Origin of the sequence: Sulfitobacter noctilucicola, from assembly GCF_000622385.1 — a bacterium.
Taxonomy (GTDB): Bacteria; Pseudomonadota; Alphaproteobacteria; order Rhodobacterales; family Rhodobacteraceae; genus Sulfitobacter; species Sulfitobacter noctilucicola.
Genome location: NZ_JASD01000008.1, coordinates 1,513,386 through 1,531,866 on the forward strand (window position 1 = coordinate 1,513,386; position 18,481 = coordinate 1,531,866).

The following is an 18,481-nucleotide window of genomic DNA, read 5'->3' on the forward strand; positions in this document are numbered from 1 at the left end:
CAGGTTCTTCACCTGACAGAATATCGAGGCAAGTCGATGATGCGATTGATTACCTATATCGAAAACGTGGCCCTGTGGATTGGCTGCGCGGCACTCCTTACCATGGGACTGATCGTGACGGGTTCTGTGGTGGGCCGTGGTCTTTTCAACAAACCTGTTCCTGACGATCTGTTGCTTATCGGTCTGCTGATGGTCTGCGTGATTATCCTGCCTTTGGGATATGTAGAACGTCAAAAAGGCCATATCGCCGTCACAGTCATCGCCAATCTATTGCCGTTGCGCATGCAGGCCGTTCTGACCGCTTTCGGTAATCTGCTATTCGGGTTGTTCCTTGGCACCATGGGTTTCGTCGTGGCCAAGAAGGTGCCTTCCGAAATTGCACAGAACCTCTACTACGATGGCCGCCTCGACGTGCCCACATGGCCGATGAAATGCATCTTTGCCTTCGGCATCGCCGCCTTTTTGCTGCGCCTGACTGTGGACACATACAAAAACCTGCGCGAAGCCTTCCGCAATGCCAAGCAGGACGTCTAGGACATGGATCCGCTTACAGTAGGTATCATCGGACTTGTCTCAACACTTGTCCTTCTCGCGCTGCGCGTGCCGATCGCGGCATCGCTGGGGGTCGTCTCCTCCGTCGGCATATTTATCATCTTCGCATGGCGGCCAGGTGCAGAGTTTGCCGCGCAATGGGCGTGGCAACCGACGTTCTCGCTCATGGCGAACAACCCTTATGCGTTCATCACCAGCTCTACGCTGTCGACGATCCCGCTGTTCATCTTTATGGGCCATCTCGCCTTCGAATCCGGTTTCACGACAGACATCTACCGCGCCGCACGACTTTGGTTGGCAAAGCTTCCGGGCGGTGTTGCGATGGCTTCTGTCATGGGGTGCGGTGGCTTTGCGGCAATCACCGGCTCGTCCGTGGCCTGTGCGGCGGCCATGGGCCGGATCGCCATCCCGGAGATGCTGCGCTTTGGTTACTCCAAATCCCTCGCGTCCGGTTCTGTCGCGATTGGTGGCACGCTCGGCTCTTTGATCCCGCCAAGCGTCCTGTTCATTCTCTATGGCATCTTCGCTGAGCAATCGATTGCAAAGCTTTTCATTGCCGCGGTCATTCCCGGATTGTTGTCGCTTCTGGCCTACCTGTTGGTGATCTACATCTGGGTGCGTCTGCGACCACAGGATGCACCTGTGCCTGACGAAGAAATCACCCGCTCCGCACGTATGAAAGCGCTGGGTGACTGCTGGGCCATCGTTGTAATTTTCATCGTCGTGGTCGGCGGCATCTACATCGGCCTCTTCACCCCGACAGAGGCTGCAGGCATCGGCGCAGCCGCAACGCTCGTCCTTGGCGCGGTTCTTGGACGCCTCGACTTGGCCCGTATCTACGCCGCTCTCAAAGAAAGCGTGTTCCAGTCTTCGATGATCTTTGTGATCGCCATTGGCGGCAAACTTTTCGTCAACTTCATTGCCCTGACTGGCATGGCAGCCGACATCACAAACTGGATCGAAACCTCGGGGGTGTCGGTCATCGCGGTCATAGCCCTCATCGTCCTGCTATATATCTTTCTCGGCATGTTTCTTGATTCAATCGGGATCATCCTGCTGACCCTCCCCCTGACCATCCCGATCGTTGAAAGCTTCGGTTTCTCCCTGATCTGGTTCGGTGTCGTGGTCATCAAGCTGCTCGAGATCGGGTTGGTAACGCCCCCGATTGGGTTGAACGTCTTTGTGATCAAATCAATCGTAGGAGAGCGCATATCGCTCGAGGCCATCTTTGGCGGGGTCGCCTGGTTCTTCCTCGCAGAGGTATTCGTGTTGGCCGCGATCCTGTTCATCCCGGCGCTGTCGCTGTTCCTGACGACATTTGTCTAGGCGGCGCGAAGACGCGCGCACTTGGGTCAGGGACAGATCGCGTATAGGTTGCGGTCCTGCAGGAGAATTCTATGCCTTAGCCGCGTCATCAAACTTTCAGTGATATGTCTTCGAAAAGCCCATTTTTCCGTGATTTAATAAGATAGTCGCTGCACAGCTCCGGTGGGTTGCTGGTTGGGAAGGCTTGCGACGTTTTTCTAGGATCGGAACAAATGAAAAGTCTCATCTCAGCACTTCTTGCGATTTTCATCTCTTTACTTGCATCAGTTGTAGTAGCGCAAACCGCAGAGCACCCGAATTTCCCGGTTGTTGTCTTGGATCGGGATGACGGTACGATTGCAATTGCAGGCAAGATTGATTTCCGGACGCCGCTGGCATTTGAGAACACGTTGGCTGAAGTTCCTAACGCATCTGTCTTGATCCTGGACAGCCCAGGAGGCGGAGTTCACAGCGCCCTTTCAATTGCGAGTCGGGTTAGGAGATTGGGTTTAACCACGGTTATCTTGAACGACAGCCAGTGCTTGTCTGCCTGTGCATTCATTTTTCTCGCTGGAATGGAGCGGCTGGCCTGGGGTGACTTGGGGGTGCACCAGATAAGTGCGTCTGAGGGAGAAGGGAATCTAGTAGGCGGGCAGTTTGCGCTGGCCGACATAATGGACGCACTGGACGAATACGACACGCCCTCGGAACTGGTTGGAATGATGCTGAGAACTCCACCTGAAGATATGTACACACTCTCCTCAGAGGAGAAGCAACAGTTTGGCTTCCTTCAACAACGAAGAGAACCATCCAACGTACCGCAACCGCCGCTGTCACGCGTTGATCTTGCGAACCCCGAAACGTGGCGGGGTAAAGTGGTAACAGGCGAACTGGTGTCTAGCGGAAAAAGATGGTTCGCTTCATTGAACGTTAACGGCACAACAGTTTTCGAATTCGCTAGCGGGAAGCGTTCCTTTGGCCACTATATCGTTTCTGACGGCGCAGTTTGTTTTCGGCTCGATGATAACCCTCAGTTTGCATGTCGCAGACCTGTGGCTAGTCAAACAGGTATCCGATGGTATGACGAGAAGGGAAATTTCCAATCAGTCATTGTGGGTGTCGAAGACAACAAGATTGGAGCAGTCCGCATGGGCGCAACGTTGGTGCCGGCCGTGTCAGAGTACATCCATCCCGGTGAATGCGCGCTGATAGTTGCTTCTAGACCTACTGTAATCGACGCTCGAAACTACGTCCTGCAGAATATTTCGGATCGTCGCTTCCTTAAGACCTTCCGTAGTAAAAATGGATGGATTGCGATTTCAATTGGCACGCTGAAGTTTGATCAAGTGGATGCTGTCCTAACAGAATGGAAACAGTCTGGTCGGATACCCTGGGACAGCTACTGCTCCACCGGGAAGAGTTATCAACAAGTTATCAATCTTGGTTTGAACTGAAAGTCGACAGGTATTGGCGTTGCGATGCGATTTCGCCAAAATGAGACTTAGTAAACAAACGAAGGTCATGCTGGCGAACTTCTGTGGAGTCTTTCCTGACGATCTGATCTTTGAACAATCGTTCAATTTGGCGGCGAATGTTCTGATAATACCGATAAGATTTCAATCTCTGGTTGAATAATTCGGGGCGTTCTAAAAAAATGTTTATGTATTGCAATCTGTTGATTAATTGTGGCGATATAGTGTTGTTAATCTCTATCGCGATAAGTTAATATTTAAAGAATAGAGAGATGATTGTATTTATCCAGTAATTTTTGTTCATAGACGCCCATTTTAGGATGTTGATATGAAAAGTTGTGCATTTTTCACTGCATTTTTGCTAACAACTATGGCTACCCCGTCGATTTCACAGGATCTGAGTTTTCAGTTCGTGAGCCCAACTTTTGGTGGAAGTTCGTTTAATTCCGGACACTTGCTGGCTCTTGCCGATATTCAGAATCAGCACACCGAAGATGGGAGTACCCAATCGAGTACGGGAAGCTCACAGTCCGATCTATTCGTTCGTCAACTTCAGAGCCGACTTCTTTCTTCTTTGTCCTCGGGGCTTTCCGAAGTCATTACCGGAGCTGAGCCTGGAGACACGGATACTATTGTTATCGGGGACCAGCAGATATTCTATGAACGGTCTCTCGAAGATATCAGAGTTCAAATTACAAACCTTTTGGATGGCTCGAGTACCGAGATCCTTCTTCCTGTTGTAGACGGCAGCCAATTGGCGAATTAATTAAGGCGATTATGCAAGTGATTATCCGAAAAGATACGCCGCGTCGAAAGTTGACGAATAGGGCCCGGTTTCTTTTGCTTGGAGCTTTTATTGCGCTGGGTGCGGGATGTTCCGAGTTTCCGGAGCTCACTGCCGAAGAATTGCAGCCAACCGTGACTGCAACGCGCAGTCTTTTGCATGATATGCCTGCCCCTAGCCGCAGGCTTGATGTCGCGGTGTACGAATTTGAAGACCTGACCGGTCAGTTCAAGCCGTCGGAAGGGTTTCAGACCTTGTCCAAGGCGGTGTCTCAGGGTGGTGGCTCTGTCCTGATCAAAGCCCTGCGCGACACAGGCGAGGGCAAGTGGTTCCGGGTCGTGGAGCGGAGCAATCTGAACAACCTTCTACAGGAGAGAAGAGTAATTCAGGAGATGCGGCAGCTCTACCTTGGAGAACAGAAAGTAAATCCCGAAGCGTTGCCACCGATGCTGTTTGCAGGCGTTATCATCGAAGGCGGTGTGATCGGGTATGACTCTAATACGGAGACAGGCGGTGCCGGTGCGGCGCTGCTTGGTATCGGCGCGCGTGCGCAGTATCGACAGGATACGATGAGCGTGAATTTGCGTGCCGTAAGCGTAAAAACCGGTGAAGTTCTTTCATCGGTCGTTGTTCAGAAATCAATAATTTCAACCAGTATTAGCGCGAATGTTTTCCGCTATGTTGATTCTGACAAACTCCTGGAGGTTGAAGCAGGAGTTAGCACCAACGAGCCAAGCTTTGTTGCGCTAACGCGTACCATAGAAAAGGCAGTATTCTCCCTGATTATGGAGATGGCTCAAAGAGACCTCTGGCAGTTCAAAGATCGCAAGAAAGGTAAGGCGCTGCTGCGTCATTATCTCGAAAACGACGGTCGTAGAAACGAGGCAAACAATACACACAATCTTGGCGAGGAGAAATTTTTGCCATCTGGAATGCTAGACGCATCACCACCAACGGTGCAGCTTGCTAGCGATTTCAGAAACAGAGTTCGCCCAACTATTGGGTGAGTAAAGAAGGACGCGGTGTTCATTCGGCTGGACACCTCAAACACCGCGCCCTGATCAGAGGCCGCATTCCTGCGGCCGCCAACCGGCACCAAAGGTACCTTTGGTGCTTATAGAGGAGCTTTGTCTCATGAAAAAGTACCTATTTGCCACAGCCTCAGTCTTTGCGCTGACATTGGCCACCACAGCCCAAGCCAACGACAGTACGATTTCGCAGATCGGCGCGACACAAACAGCGACGGTTGACCAGACCGGCGGTAGTGAAGGTGTTTCATCGATCAATCAGATCGGTGCAAATCACACAGCAAGCGTTACGCAAGCGGACGACCCCAATAACGGAACGCCTGCTTTCAATACGGCGTCCAATACTTCGTCAATTAGTCAGGAAGGCGATGGCGCAATTGCGACGGTAAATCAGACAGGTGATCCCTCCGGAGCCCCCGGCAACATTTCGGAAGTCACTCAGTTCAATGATGGCCCTCCAAGTGCGATTGCTGATGTTCTGCAAGACGGCACCAATAACTTCTCAAGTGTCGAGCAAGGTCGTGATGTTGATCCTGTTGATCGTCGCGGACAGAACGCATTGATCAGCCAAACTGGCTCGGACCATATCTCTACGGTCCTTCAGCGGGGCAACCTGAACGATGCGACTGTCACTCAATCCGGTTTGGGCAACACGTCCGATGTGACGCAAGGCGGCTTGGACAACCTTGCTGGTGTCACGCAATCGGGTGACGGAAACCTCAGCACAGTAAGCCAAAGCGCGAACTTTGGTGAGGCACAGATCGAACAGTCGGGTAACAGCAACGAAAGCGACGTCGTACAAGACGGTCGCGCGAATTCGTCTGTTGCTGCGCTGATCTTGCAAGACGGTAACAACAACACCAGCACCGTTTTGCAGACATCGCTCGTCGCGGGCCCAGGAAGCGGGAACCAGTTTGCAGAAGTCACTCAGTCTACGGATTGGAACTCGTCGGTCATCACACAAGATGGCGGTGATCCTGTGGTGGATACGGTGAATACCGGAAACTCTGCTTCGGTTTTCCAGACGGTCACAAGCGGCAACATGTCGAACATCGCCCAGTCCGGTGCCGGCAACAGCGCGACCGTAAACCAATAAAAACGTCCGAATTTTCCGTTCGAGACTGCCAATCCCTGATCATGGGGATTGGCGCAATTAACCTACAAATTTGAAGGACGAATAAGATGAAAAATCTCTTAATCACAAGTGTGTCCGCGCTCGCTCTTGGCATCACTGCGTCAGCAGTTATGGCGAATGACAGTGTTATTGGCCAAATTGGTGCATTGAACACCGCATCCGTCGATCAGACCGGTGGCAACGAAGGTGTGTCGAACATCAACCAGGATGGATCGAACAACCTCGCGGAAGTAACGCAGTCCGAGGATCCGGATGGTATCTCCAGCTTCAACACGGCTGCGAATGATGCAACGATTGACCAGATCGGCGGAAATTCCCGCGCGCGTATCGAACAAGATAGCGACAATCCTGGCGGGGCGTCGAACACCGCTTCCATTTCTCAGAACTCCAATGGAACACCGCAAGCGGGGGGTGGCGTGCCGTCCGGCTACAGCATGAATGGCCGCATCATTCAGAGCGGTTCTGCCAACGCGTCTTCGATCACACAATCGGGCAACCCCAACCAACCGCCAGCTGACGGTCTGGGGTCAGGGGTAACCGCACGCAACGATCAGACAGGTGACGGAAACCAGTCATCCATTCTTCAGGATGTCTTTGCGCAGGATGCCAATCCGTATACCGATGCGAATATCTTCCAGACGGGAGATGGCAACATGTCGGATGTCCGGCAGCGCGGCTCCGAGGCGTTGGCAAACGTCACCCAGACCGGCGTGAACAACATGTCTGATGTTTCACAAGGTGCGAACCGTGGCATGACGGCCGAAGTGACACAGACTGGCAGTGACAACGAAAGTCTGGTCGATCAAGTCGCCAGAGATGTTCTCGCTACGGTCACTCAATCCGGAACAAGCCAGTATTCCCTGATCAATCAGGGACCTCAAAGCCGGGAAGCGACTGCGACTGTCACACAGAGCAATGACAACAACTCAAGTATCATTAACCAGACCAACGTCAGCTCTGATGCCGACGTCATCCAGTCTGGTGTTGATGGCCTGAGCACCATTACCCAATCCAACGGTAACAACGTCTATGCATCCTTGATGCAGTCTGGTTTCGGCAATGAAAGTATCATGTCTCAATCGGGGGATGATCACTCTGCCTATGTGACCCAAAGCACTGATCTGAACTTCAGCGAGATCACTCAGTCCGGCACGACACCTGGTGGCAACACTGCAAGCGTCATGCAGACAGTGACCAGCAGCAACAGCTCGATCATCAACCAGAGTGGCTCAGGCAACATGGCGACGGTGATGCAATAAGTCCTGCGGGACGCAGCCCGGTGCGGGATATCCGCGCCGGGCTTCAGCATTCAAATCAAAGGATTGAGACATGAAAAATCTACTTATCACGACGGCCTTGAGCGTCGGTTTTGCATCTGCCGCATTTGCAAACGACAGCGACATTGACCAGATCGGCTTGGGCAATAACGCGGTTGTAACCCAGTCAGGTGGTACGGGCAGCAGCTCTACCGTATTGCAGAACGGTGACAATGATCTTGCGACAGTTTTGCAGTCTGACGGCGCGGGTACCGATACCAACATCTCCTCCATTCAGCAGCTAGGTGGTTCCGGCACTCAAACGGCGAACGTCAAACAGAACAATGCCGCCAATGGTCCCACCAACAATGCACAGGTGATCCAGGACTCCACCCAGGGTGGTAACTTCGCTGGCATCGATCAGGATGGTGATGGAAACTCGGCATTGGCTCAGCAAGGTCCGGGCGACGCAGTCAATTGCGGCCTGTTCGGTTGTTCGTCGACATCACCACTCGATATTACAAACAGCGTCGCGTCGCTTCAGCAAGTCGGAACTGGCAACACGGCGACCACACTGCAAGTGGTCGGATCGAACGGCGGCGATAACAACGTCGCTGGTACAATGCAGGATGGTATCGGAAACACCGCGTCGATCAGGCAGGGTACAGGTGCGGTCAATTCGGTATGGTTTGTTCCGAATCCTGCGTCGAATGACAATGACAACCTTGCGCAGATCGACCAGACCGGTGACGGCAACACATCTGCTATCGAACAGGGTGGGGAATCCGGTACTGCAAACAACATGCAAGTTGGGATGGACAACGATTCAACCATCGTACAATCAGGTGGTCTGCCCGGCCTCGGCAACAACGCTCTGGTCACGCAGAACGGGGACCGTAACACCAGCTTGGTTGCGCAAACCTCTGCGAACGGCGATCTGCCTGCCCTACCTTCCGGCACACGTGCAGTTGTCACCCAGAACGCGGATGATAGCGAAAGCACCATCATCCAGAAGCCGTTGGGTGGTCACCTTGCTGTCCTGACGCAAAATGGTGCTGATCACTACAGCATGATCGAACAGGACGGGTTGTTGAACACGGCTGAGGTGACCCAGTCTCTGACAGGTCAAGAAAGCACGATCTTCCAGACCGGACCATCGGTTGTCGGGCCAGTCGGAAACGTTGCGCTGGTCACCCAGACAATGACCAGCGGGAATGGTTCACTGATCACGCAAAGCGGTATCGGTAACCTCTCGACAGTCATGCAATAGGCTGAGTACCTGAAAACTGCTATAGTCATCGTCAGGACGTTCGTTCTGACGATGACGCAATTTAGGACAACAATGATGATGCGCTATCTGATTTCTTTTGCGGTCTATGCGATTGCAGCGACACCGGTTTTGGCTCAGTCGAACATCTCTGAGATAAGTCAGGTCTCGGTCGGGAACAGCAGCCTGATTGACCAAACCCGTGCGGTGAGCAGCGAAGTGTCCATCGACCAGATTGGTCGGGACAATGTTGCAGATGTCGCAGACCAAGGCACGAATAGCTTTCTCATCATCGAGCAATCAGGGACCAGACAAAGCGCCCTGGTCCAACTGGATGGGTCCGGCAACCAAGGTGATGTGATACAGGATGGCGCAGGTAATACTGCAGACATCTCTGTCGTCGGTACGCTGAACAATTTCCGGCTGAGTCAAAGCGCAGCCGAACTTTTGATCGGGAGCCGGGGCAACACAGCCGCCTTGGAACAGGCTGGTACGGGGAATACAGCGTTCCAAACGCAACTGGGTGCAGACAATGCCATGTTGCTCAGCCAGAACGGCGCTGACAACTATGCCGACCTGCTCCAGAACGGTGATAGAAACTCGATGCAGCTTGAACAATCGGGGGATAACAATTCGGCTGAACTCAAACAATTCGGGTCCGAGGCTACCCCCATCGTCGTGACACAAATTGGCGGAATGTCCGTTCAGATAACGCAGACGGGAGAGTAATCTCCGTGCTGTTCTTGATGAGAGTAGCCTTGGGAGTCATGGGAAGTTTTCTTTTCGCAACATCCCTGATTGCGCAATCAAATCTCGAAGCAAGTTCAGGAAACTCATCCGAGGTCCAGCAGATAGAAATTCAATCTGATGAGGATGGGCAGGATGATTTGCAAGGGGACAGCGCGGAGGAAACCGCGGAAGCGCAGCCCGTTGCAGAAGGCCCTGAAGCGGAAGCTTCAATTGAAGGCGACTGCGAGCCAAACCTGCAGCTCACGTCTTCGTCCCAAAACACAGGGGACTGTGCCGGACAAATTAGCCAGACTATTGCTGATCCGGTTCAGGACGAAACCGAAGAAATCCTGCTCCGCGAGGACGGCGCTTATATAAAAGTCCCGGGCAGCCATTCCGTTGATCAGCAGGGCTTAAAGACAACAGACCCGAATTCCGATGTTCCAGTGCAATAAAGGACGACAAAATGAAACTAATTTCAGCAGTTTTTTCCTTAGTGTTCCCGATTGCGCTTTCCGCAAGCGCTGACGAGGCCGACAAAGCGTGGCTTGAACTGAAAAACGAAAATGGCTCGGTTCAGGTTCAGGCTTTCGCTGAAATAGCAGTCCCCGAAAACGGTTCGTATGAACTTGTCGCGACGAAGAAGGGAAAGAGCGGAAGCTCGGTCAGCAAGCAAGCCGGCACTATCTCTGGCGCTTCGGACCAACCTCTCTCGGTCTCTAGATTCTCGGTTGAGGAAGGCGCGATGCTTGAAGTCATCTTGAAAGTGACAAACGCCGCAGGCGAGGTGTTTGAGGCAAAGGAACTTTTTGTCGGAGAGTAGGGTTTACAAGGGAGTAGGCACCGGACCTTGGGCCTGCGTATCGTCGCAATCAATCTCTTCCCGTTTGACCTGAATGTCGTTCGGGCTTTCCAGGAAAAACGCGATCCTGAAAACCCAGATTTTGCCAAACCCGCGCTAACGGGCGAAAAACAAGCACGAAACCGATGCCGGCAGTCCCGATGTGCCGCCTGACCTTTCTGCGCAGCTAACGTTTTTGGGTTATAAATCGGAGCTATCCAATTGCCGCAACTTTCGCTTTCATTTGCAGATAGAACCAGTGACTTGCGCGCATCTTCCTGAGGTCCACCGAAATTGGTTTCGCGTCTGAAAAAGAAGAAAAGATGAACTGAGCAAGGCCGCCGCGGCTGGATCGATATGATTGGAATACAGAGGCTTCGTGGTGCTGCTGGAGAGAATCGAACTCTCGACCTCTCCCTTACCAAGGGAGTGCTCTACCTCTGAGCTACAGCAGCGCCGACGTGGGCGGTGATTAGCGGCAAACTAAAAACACTGCAACCCAAATCTGGACGTCGCCACAGGGCTGGGTTAGACACCCCGCATGGCACAGGACAAGACGCCCCCCGCACCTAAAACAAAGGCCCAAGCCCGCGAAGAACGGCTTAAGGCCGCGCTCAAGGCGAATATGGGTCGGCGAAAGGCGCAGGCCCGCGGCAGAGCCGCAGAAAACAACGGCCCGAAAGCGGCAAACGAGGAAAGCAGTTAATATGGATTCAATTCTGGTCAAAGGCGGCAAGGAGCTGCACGGCGAAATCCCGATTGCAGGGGCCAAGAACGCCTGTCTTGCTCTTATGCCAGCGACGCTGCTGAGCGAAGAGCCTTTGACGCTGACCAATGCGCCGCGCCTCAGTGACATCCGCACCATGACAGAATTGCTCGGCTCTCTGGGCACCGAAGTAACCTCGTTGCAGGATGGCAAGGTGCTGGCGATGTCGAGCCAGGGACCGATAAACACCCACGCGGACTATGATATCGTGCGCAAGATGCGCGCTTCGAACCTTGTGCTTGGCCCGCTTCTGGCGCGCGAAGGTCAGGCAGAGGTTTCTTTGCCCGGCGGTTGTGCCATCGGGGCGCGGCCAATGGACATCCATACCGACGGTCTGGCGCTTATGGGGGCAGAAATCGAACTGCGTGACGGCTACCTTCATGCCAAGGCGCAGGGCGGCAAGCTTAAAGGCGCAGTGATCGATTTTCCTTTCGCTTCTGTCGGGGCCACTGAGAACATCATGATGGCTGCGACCCTCGCCAAGGGGACCACCGTCATCAACAACGCCGCGCGCGAGCCCGAGATCGTCGACCTTGCGACCTGCCTGCGGGCGATGGGCGCGCAGATCGAGGGGGACGGCACGCCGTCCATTACCATTCAGGGCGTCGATAGCCTGCATGGGGCCACGCACAAAGTGGTCACAGACCGCATCGAGCTTGGCACCTACATGCTTGCCCCCGCTATTTGCGGCGGCGAGGTAGAGCTTTTAGGCGGCCGTATCGAACTGCTGTCTGCATTCTGTGAAAAGCTGGACGCCGCAGGCATCAGCGTGTCGGAGACGGAAAAAGGCCTCACCGTGGCGCGAAAGAATGGCCGTATCCACGCGGTTGACGTCACGACCGAACCTTTCCCCGGCTTTCCAACAGACCTGCAAGCCCAGATGATGGCGCTTTTGTGCACGGCAGACGGCACCTCTGTGCTTGAAGAAAAAATCTTCGAGAACCGCTTTATGCACGCCCCCGAGCTTGAGCGTATGGGCGCGGACATTGAAGTGCATGGCGGTACGGCGACCGTCAAAGGGGTTGAGAAACTGAAAGGCGCGCCTGTCATGGCGACCGATCTGCGGGCCTCCGTTTCGCTGATCCTCGCGGGTCTCGCGGCAGAGGGCGAAACCAAGGTTTCCCGCGTCTATCACCTTGATCGCGGTTACGAGCATGTTGTGGCGAAATTCCGCGGTGTTGGTGCCGATATTGAACGGATCAAAGACCAATGACCCAAGACGCACGGTTCGAGGACGGACGCGAAGCACCGCTGAACCTTGGTGCCATGGATGCTGATGACTTGAATGTCATTTCGTCACTTGTGCAGGATGCGGTATTCCCTGCGTCCGAAATGCGCTGGGATAGATCCAAAAAACGCTTTGCGCTGCTGCTCAACCGCGTACGTTGGGAAGACACGGGCAAGACGCGCCACGCGCCAGAGCGCGTTCAATCGGTGCTGATGTTCCACACGGTTCAGGCTGTCGCCAGTCAGGATGTTCCGAAAGGCGATGCCGACACCATTCTGTCTGTCTTGAGCTTGACGTTTGAAGAAACAGATGCGCCGTCGGGTCACGTCACGCTGACGCTTGCAGGCGACGGTGCCATCCGCCTGACAGTTGAAGCGGTTGAGGTGACGCTAAAAGATGTGACGAAACCTTATGTCGCGCCGTCCAAGAAGCTGCCAAGGCATGATATTTGAGATCCGCCGCCTGACCGGTGATGACGCCGCACTTTGGCGCACGCTCAGGCTTGAGGCCCTAAAACTGCATCCGGAAAACTTCCTGACAACCTACGCCGAAGAGGTTGAGCGCACCGATGCTGAGCGCGCCGCAATGCTGGACGGGCGGATGGTGTTCGCGATTTTTGGAGAAGGCGAGCCGCTTGGTACCGCAGCACTTGATCCCGAAATCAACCCAGCCGAAGCCCATCGCGCCAGTCTGAATGCGGTCTATATCCGCAAGGCCGCACGCGGGCAGGGGGCGGCGCAGGCTCTGATGGATCACGTGATTGCAACAGCACGCACGCTCAATATCGTGCAACTCGAACTTTGCGTTGCACAGGAAAACGCGCCGGCCATTGCCTTTTATCAGCGGAATTATTTTGTGCAGTGGGGGTGTCTGCCCCGCGCCGTCAAACTACCTGACCGTCACCAGACCGATCTGTTCTTTTACCGCCCTTTGGATGATGCCGCGCTCCCTTGAGCCTTGCGCGTGATCCCGTTATCCGACGTCCACCTCTTTGCCTCGATTGGAGCGCCCTATGCCCGTAACCCTCGATACGTCAGCGCCCGACTTTGAAACCGCCTTCACCACCTTGCTGAACGCAAAGCGGGAGGACAGCCCCGATGTGGATGCGACAGTCGCAAAGATCATCGCAGACGTGCGGTCGCGTGGCGATGCGGCCGTTATCGACCTGACGGCCAAGTTTGACCGGATTACCCTAACGCCGGACACGCTGCGCATCACGGCGCAGGAAATCGCAGATGCCGAAGCGCAGGTCAGCCCCGAGGATGCGCAAGCGCTGCACCTTGCTGCCGAACGCATCCGCGCCTACCACGAACGCCAGCTGCCCGAAGACGCGGAATGGACCGATGAAGCGGGTGCTACGCTGGGGTGGCGCTGGACAGCCATCTCAGCCGCTGGCCTCTATGTGCCAGGCGGCCTTGCGAGCTATCCCAGTTCTGTCTTGATGAATGCGATCCCCGCCAAGGTTGCCGGTGTCGAGCGTCTTGCCATGGTCGTACCCACGCCTGACGGTATCCTGAACCCGCTGGTCTTGTTGGCGGCCAAAATATCAGGTGTGGACGAGATATACCGCATTGGCGGTGCCCAGGCCGTCGCGGCACTGGCCTATGGCACGGACACCATCGCGCCTGTCGACAAAATCACTGGCCCCGGAAACGCTTTCGTCGCTGCGGCCAAACGCCGTGTTTTTGGCAAGGTCGGCATCGATATGATTGCGGGCCCCTCCGAAATCCTCGTGATCGCGGATGCCGACAATGATCCCGACTGGATAGCGCTCGATCTGTTGTCCCAAGCCGAACACGATGAAAGCGCCCAATCCATCCTGATCACCACTGATGCCGACTTTGGGAAAGCTGTTGGCCGCGCGGTGATCAAGCGGCTCGAAACACTCGAGCGCCGCGCGATTGCCGGACCCAGCTGGCGCGACTTCGGCGCGATCATCACCGTGCCCGATTTGGCCACTGCTGCCGCATTGTCCAACCGCATTGCGCCTGAACACCTCGAACTCTGCGTGGCAGAGCCTGATGCCCTGAGCGCGCAGATCACCCACGCAGGTGCCATCTTTCTAGGTCAATGGACGCCAGAAGCCATCGGCGACTACATCGGCGGCCCCAACCACGTGCTGCCCACAGCCCGCTCCGCCCGCTTTTCCTCGGGCCTGTCCGTCCTCGACTTCATGAAACGGACCACACTGGCCCGTATGACACCCGAAGCGCTCCGCGCCATCGGCCCCTCTGCCGAACGCCTGGCCACTTCAGAAAGCCTTCAGGCACACGGCTTGAGTGTGACCGCCCGTCTGGACAAACTGAACCGCTAGACCGTTGGTCGCGCATTTGACATTCCGCAAAGTGCCGAAACCTGTCAATTTGCGCACGGAAGGGGTATGATGCGTCGTGGAAACCCCTAATCTTTCATCTCAGCCAAGACAGCCCACGCACCGTCAGAACGTGTTGGCAATATGCCTTCTTGTCGTGATGCTGACCCTTCTATTGGCCGTTATCACCGCTGGAGGATGCCGATCCGAAAGCTTTGCGCATAAGACAAAGTTGGCCTTTTGTAACGCTGCCCTTGTCACCGCCACTCCGTTTCATGTTTTCCCGATTGAGCGTGACCGAAGTTCGATGATACGGCTCGAACGCGGCATTGCATTGGCACAATTGGAACGGACGAGCGACGCAAGAAGTGACTTTGCGGCAGCGCTCAGGTTCATGGTCAACAAAGGGCAGGCCTCATGGCTGCGGGATGAACACCTGCGCCGCATTGCGCGCCTAAGAGGCACAAGGACCGAGGCACTTTGGCGATCAGTGCTGGATGGTTTGATCGCAGACGAATACTGAACTCGACAAAGCGGCTCTTGTCTCACTCCAACCCGATTGTTGCTGCGCTGCGGCATTGCGTTGCACGCATGAAGCGCGTATCCATCCTGCGAACCCGTAATCAAAAGGATGCGATCCATGTCCCGCATCAGCCACATCAACCTAGACGACGCAGGCCTGCCGCCTCCCACGCCCGAGATCGAGCAGGAGCGCAAGGTCGCCGTCTTCGACCTGCTCGAAGACAACACCTTTGTTATACCCTCGCGTGACGACCGCCCCGTGCCGCAAGGCCCCTACCATCTGGGTCTGTCAATCCGTGACAAGCGGTTGGTGTTCGAAGTTGAGACAGAGCAGGCCGAAAAGGCCGCCGAATTCCACCTTTCCCTCGGCCCCTTCCGGCAAGTCGTCAAAGACTACTTCCAGATCTGCGAATCCTACTTCGACGCGGTAAAGAAACTGCCCCCCAGCCAGATCGAAACCATCGACATGGCACGCCGCGGTATCCACAACGAAGGCTCCCGCGTGTTGCAGGAACGCCTTGAGGGCAAAGCCGAAATCGACATTGACACCGCACGCCGCCTCTTTACCCTGATCTGCGTTCTTCATTTCGGAGGCTGAGTGTCCGAACCACTCCCCCAATCGGTGCTTTTCTGCTGCGATCACAACGCAGTACGCTCTCCTATGGCAGAGGGCATCATGAAGAAATTCTACGGCACGGACACTTACGTGCAGTCCGTGGGCGTGAAAAACGATCTCGAAATTGACGGCTTCTCTATCGCCGTCTGTGCCGAAATGGATGTGGAATTAAGCCGCCACCGCAGCCGCAGCTTTGATGAAATGGAACAATGGGGCGACGATTTGTCTTCTTTCGATCTGGTCATAGCGCTCAGCCCTGCCAGCCAGCGGCGCGCGCTGGAACTCACACGTTTTTTCCATCTCGAAGTGGAATACTGGCCGATCCTTGATCCGACAGGTCTGGGCGAAAACCGTGACGCCAAACTGGTGCAATTCCGCGCCGCCCGCGACCAGATCGTGACCCGCCTCAAGGATCGCTTCGGCCCGCCGCTTGAGGATTGAACTCTTGCGTCACAGTGCAGTTTTCTGAAAATTCCGCACCGTTTTCATTGAAAGAAACCGCCCTGCCTCAGACGCCGGAACAGGTGCGCGTCGCACTTTGCCCATATGCTTTCCAAGCCGCCCAAAAGCGCCTGTTGCTTGCGTTATTGTCCTGATTCTGCCGAACCTGCTGCAAGGCATGGGGATCTTTGAAATACTTCGCCCCGCGCCGCTGGTCCGCCGCTGACAATTCGCGGTTCGCGACCGCCTGAACACAGCCGCACCGCGCCCTCGTTGCTGCCTTGCGATCCTGCGCCTGACAGGCTTTCTGTATCGGGCCGGAGGCGAACTGTACCTGCGAAAACACCCTTTCACGCTGAGAGGATGATCCTCCGCAAGCGACCAAACCCAAAAGCGCAACAAGCGCCAAACCGGTACGTTTCATAACCACTGCCTCTGCCCATGGACCTGTGGGGTTTGCCCCTTGGTGGTCCTGTTCTGCCTGTCGCGCAGTATGACGGATTTAGGGCAGGGGGGCAAATCACGAATGGTGGGGTGGGATGTCACACTGTAGGGCGGGACTGGTCCCGTCGGATCAGCCCGTGATCAACCCATACAAGTTGAACAGCAAGGATTGATAGCCATACAGAAAAGGCCCAACCAAACTTGACCAGAACACAACCCCGATCCAGTAGATCAACAGAAGTGGAACTGCGAGGCCGAGAGTGAAAAACGATCCCAACAAAAACGTCGCCGCCACCCCGTCCAACGCCACGCCCTCATGCGCACGGCGGATCAAACCACACAAACCATTCCGCCACCGGAGCGGCAACAAAGCTTGCAGGCTGAGGCAGGCCAGACACAAGTGCAATACGGTGGGCAAGGCAGTGGAAAACAACATTGCATACAGCCACCAGTATTCCGACGCGCCGATTCGCTGTGTCAGTAGGGTATTCAGGTCGGCGAAAGGCACACCCGACAACGCCTCCATTCCACTGATCACCACCACCAGTACAGCGCCCAAGGCAAGGAACAGCGTCATAGCGACTGCTGCATCTGCCAACCCCCAAAGGAGCGCCCAGTCGTTTCGACCCCGCTCTGCAAGGGCCAGCGTGACCCCGTAGCTGACCGTATCGAACAGGGCGTTGAGAACGGGAAGGATGCCTAGGAACAGGAGGACTGTGGCCGCCAAAGGCGCGCTATCGCCAAATCCTTCCCAAGGCAGAAGCCACACGACGAGCAAAGCGCCAATCGAGGGGAAACCGATCGCCAGGAGCGAAGCGGTTTTCGTTCGTTCTGAGGCGATGAGCTTTGCGCTTGCGATTGCGAATGCGACTGTGCCTGCGACTGCGCCTGCGAATGCGACTGCGACTGCGACTGCGATTGCGATTGCGACTGTGCCTGCGACTGCGCCTGCGAATGCGACTGTGCCTGCGACTGCGAATGCGAATGCGACTGCGATTGCGACTGCGACTGCGCCTGCGAATGCGAATGCGACTGCGCCTGCGATTGCGAATGCGACTGCGACTGCGAATGCGCCTGTGGGCAATTCCGCAAAGTAATTAAACACGGTAAAACCAACAATCGCACCCGCACCCAGTAAGCTCGAAACACTTCGAACGAACCGTTTCGGGCTTACTGCGGCCCGTGTCTCACTAAAATAGGCCAGAAAGATCATGGCAACCCCGCCTAATGTCGCAGGCCCTTTCCAATACGCATCGGCTGGCGGGATGATCTGAACCTCCCCCAGAAATCCGCCTTGCCCGACCAGCGCCCAGTACAGCAGCAACAGCAACACGGGATAGGCTACTGCAATCAGCATGGCCCGGTCCAGCAAACGGTAAGTAAACACATCTGACAGCAAGGAAAAAAGCCCGCTGCCTTCCCGCGGTTCACTGATGGTCAAGGCAGCGCGCAATCTGGGCAGGGCAAAATCCAGCGACAGGTTATAGGCCGTCGGTGGTTTCGCGCTGGACAAGGCCGAGATGATCCAGTCTGCGGTCGTATATTTGTCAATCAGCAGCGCCGTGGCGGCAAACACCAGCGTCAACCCAAGCGTCACACAGATCATCAAGGGCATCTGGAACGCGGTAAACACGCCAATGAACAGTGCCCCTATTGCAAGATATGCCGCGCCAATCGCCAATTCGGGCATCTTGCTTGATTTTGGCACCTGCACGATGCGCTGCGACATATCTGAACCGCCCGTATCATCCACCTTGACCAAACCCCCAAACCGCCTCATATCC

21 protein-coding genes and 1 tRNA gene are annotated in these 18,481 nt (G+C 55.2%); 19 read left to right on the top strand and 3 right to left on the bottom strand.

Annotated elements, in window-relative coordinates; all coding sequences use genetic code 11:
- The first annotated feature begins 36 nt into the window (after positions 1-36).
- The 11 genes from Z946_RS0111140 to csgH all read left to right on the top strand — a co-directional run bounded on the left by Z946_RS0111140 (position 37) and on the right by csgH (position 10,351).
- Positions 37-534 (top strand): TRAP transporter small permease, encoded by a 498-nt coding sequence (locus Z946_RS0111140; protein ID WP_025055815.1) that lies wholly within the window; start codon positions 37-39, stop codon positions 532-534.
- Between the two features lie 3 nt (positions 535-537).
- On the top strand, positions 538-1,878 hold the full coding sequence (locus tag Z946_RS0111145; RefSeq protein ID WP_025055816.1) for a TRAP transporter large permease: 1,341 nt from the start codon (positions 538-540) through the stop codon (positions 1,876-1,878).
- A gap of 212 nt (positions 1,879-2,090) precedes the next feature.
- Positions 2,091-3,311, top strand: coding sequence for a COG3904 family protein (locus tag Z946_RS21100; protein WP_025055817.1), 1,221 nt, complete (start codon positions 2,091-2,093; stop codon positions 3,309-3,311).
- Between the two features lie 346 nt (positions 3,312-3,657).
- Positions 3,658-4,095 (top strand): curli assembly protein CsgF, encoded by a 438-nt coding sequence (locus Z946_RS0111160; RefSeq protein ID WP_025055818.1) that lies wholly within the window; start codon positions 3,658-3,660, stop codon positions 4,093-4,095.
- 11 nt (positions 4,096-4,106) lie between these two features.
- Positions 4,107-5,120, top strand: a complete 1,014-nt coding sequence (locus tag Z946_RS0111165) for a CsgG/HfaB family protein (protein ID WP_052836092.1) — start codon at positions 4,107-4,109, stop codon at positions 5,118-5,120.
- Positions 5,121-5,247: 127 nt separating this feature from the next.
- Complete coding sequence (locus Z946_RS0111170; RefSeq protein ID WP_025055820.1) at positions 5,248-6,237, top strand: hypothetical protein; 990 nt, start codon at positions 5,248-5,250, stop codon at positions 6,235-6,237.
- Positions 6,238-6,323: 86 nt separating this feature from the next.
- Positions 6,324-7,535 carry a hypothetical protein gene (locus Z946_RS0111175; protein ID WP_025055821.1) on the top strand — a complete coding sequence of 404 codons (1,212 nt, stop codon included), beginning with the start codon at positions 6,324-6,326 and terminating at the stop codon, positions 7,533-7,535.
- A gap of 70 nt (positions 7,536-7,605) precedes the next feature.
- The gene (locus Z946_RS0111180; protein WP_025055822.1) at positions 7,606-8,802 is read left to right on the top strand and encodes a hypothetical protein; all 1,197 of its coding nucleotides are present in this window, start codon (positions 7,606-7,608) and stop codon (positions 8,800-8,802) included.
- Between the two features lie 75 nt (positions 8,803-8,877).
- The gene (locus Z946_RS0111185; protein ID WP_160170277.1) at positions 8,878-9,528 is read left to right on the top strand and encodes a hypothetical protein; all 651 of its coding nucleotides are present in this window, start codon (positions 8,878-8,880) and stop codon (positions 9,526-9,528) included.
- Between the two features lie 38 nt (positions 9,529-9,566).
- Entirely contained in the window at positions 9,567-9,983 is a 417-nt protein-coding gene (locus tag Z946_RS0111190; protein WP_025055824.1) for a hypothetical protein, read from the top strand.
- A gap of 11 nt (positions 9,984-9,994) precedes the next feature.
- On the top strand, positions 9,995-10,351 hold the full coding sequence (gene csgH / locus Z946_RS0111195) for a curli-like amyloid fiber formation chaperone CsgH (protein ID WP_025055825.1): 357 nt from the start codon (positions 9,995-9,997) through the stop codon (positions 10,349-10,351).
- Positions 10,352-10,749: 398 nt separating this feature from the next.
- On the opposite strand, the gene Z946_RS0111200 is transcribed toward csgH, so the two are convergent.
- A tRNA-Thr gene (locus Z946_RS0111200) sits at positions 10,750-10,824 on the bottom strand.
- An 86-nt stretch (positions 10,825-10,910) separates the two neighbouring features.
- Between Z946_RS0111200 and Z946_RS21670 the strand changes: the two genes are divergently transcribed.
- From Z946_RS21670 to Z946_RS0111240, 8 genes are all read left to right on the top strand, one after another.
- Positions 10,911-11,075 (top strand): hypothetical protein, encoded by a 165-nt coding sequence (locus Z946_RS21670; protein WP_169736907.1) that lies wholly within the window; start codon positions 10,911-10,913, stop codon positions 11,073-11,075.
- 1 nt (position 11,076) lies between these two features.
- Positions 11,077-12,348 carry a UDP-N-acetylglucosamine 1-carboxyvinyltransferase gene (gene murA, locus Z946_RS0111210; RefSeq protein ID WP_025055826.1) on the top strand — a complete coding sequence of 424 codons (1,272 nt, stop codon included), beginning with the start codon at positions 11,077-11,079 and terminating at the stop codon, positions 12,346-12,348.
- Positions 12,345-12,815, top strand: coding sequence for a DUF2948 family protein (locus Z946_RS0111215; RefSeq protein ID WP_025055827.1), 471 nt, complete (start codon positions 12,345-12,347; stop codon positions 12,813-12,815). Before murA ends, Z946_RS0111215 begins: the two co-directional genes overlap by 4 nt.
- Positions 12,805-13,317 (top strand): GNAT family N-acetyltransferase, encoded by a 513-nt coding sequence (locus Z946_RS0111220; RefSeq protein WP_025055828.1) that lies wholly within the window; start codon positions 12,805-12,807, stop codon positions 13,315-13,317. The genes Z946_RS0111215 and Z946_RS0111220 overlap by 11 nt, the downstream gene beginning before the upstream one ends.
- 58 nt (positions 13,318-13,375) lie before the next feature.
- Complete coding sequence (hisD, locus tag Z946_RS0111225; protein ID WP_025055829.1) at positions 13,376-14,677, top strand: histidinol dehydrogenase; 1,302 nt, start codon at positions 13,376-13,378, stop codon at positions 14,675-14,677.
- Between the two features lie 154 nt (positions 14,678-14,831).
- Entirely contained in the window at positions 14,832-15,197 is a 366-nt protein-coding gene (locus Z946_RS0111230) for a hypothetical protein (RefSeq protein WP_152540573.1), read from the top strand.
- 117 nt (positions 15,198-15,314) lie between these two features.
- Positions 15,315-15,794 carry a UPF0262 family protein gene (locus Z946_RS0111235; protein WP_025055831.1) on the top strand — a complete coding sequence of 160 codons (480 nt, stop codon included), beginning with the start codon at positions 15,315-15,317 and terminating at the stop codon, positions 15,792-15,794.
- The gene (locus Z946_RS0111240) at positions 15,795-16,253 is read left to right on the top strand and encodes an arsenate-mycothiol transferase ArsC (protein WP_025055832.1); all 459 of its coding nucleotides are present in this window, start codon (positions 15,795-15,797) and stop codon (positions 16,251-16,253) included.
- A 67-nt stretch (positions 16,254-16,320) separates the two neighbouring features.
- Here the strand turns inward: Z946_RS0111240 and Z946_RS0111245 are convergent, their stop codons facing one another.
- Complete coding sequence (locus Z946_RS0111245; protein WP_025055833.1) at positions 16,321-16,677, bottom strand: hypothetical protein; 357 nt, start codon at positions 16,675-16,677, stop codon at positions 16,321-16,323.
- Between the two features lie 150 nt (positions 16,678-16,827).
- Entirely contained in the window at positions 16,828-18,477 is a 1,650-nt protein-coding gene (locus tag Z946_RS21720; RefSeq protein ID WP_184600946.1) for a hypothetical protein, read from the bottom strand.
- Positions 18,478-18,481: the final 4 nt, after the last annotated feature.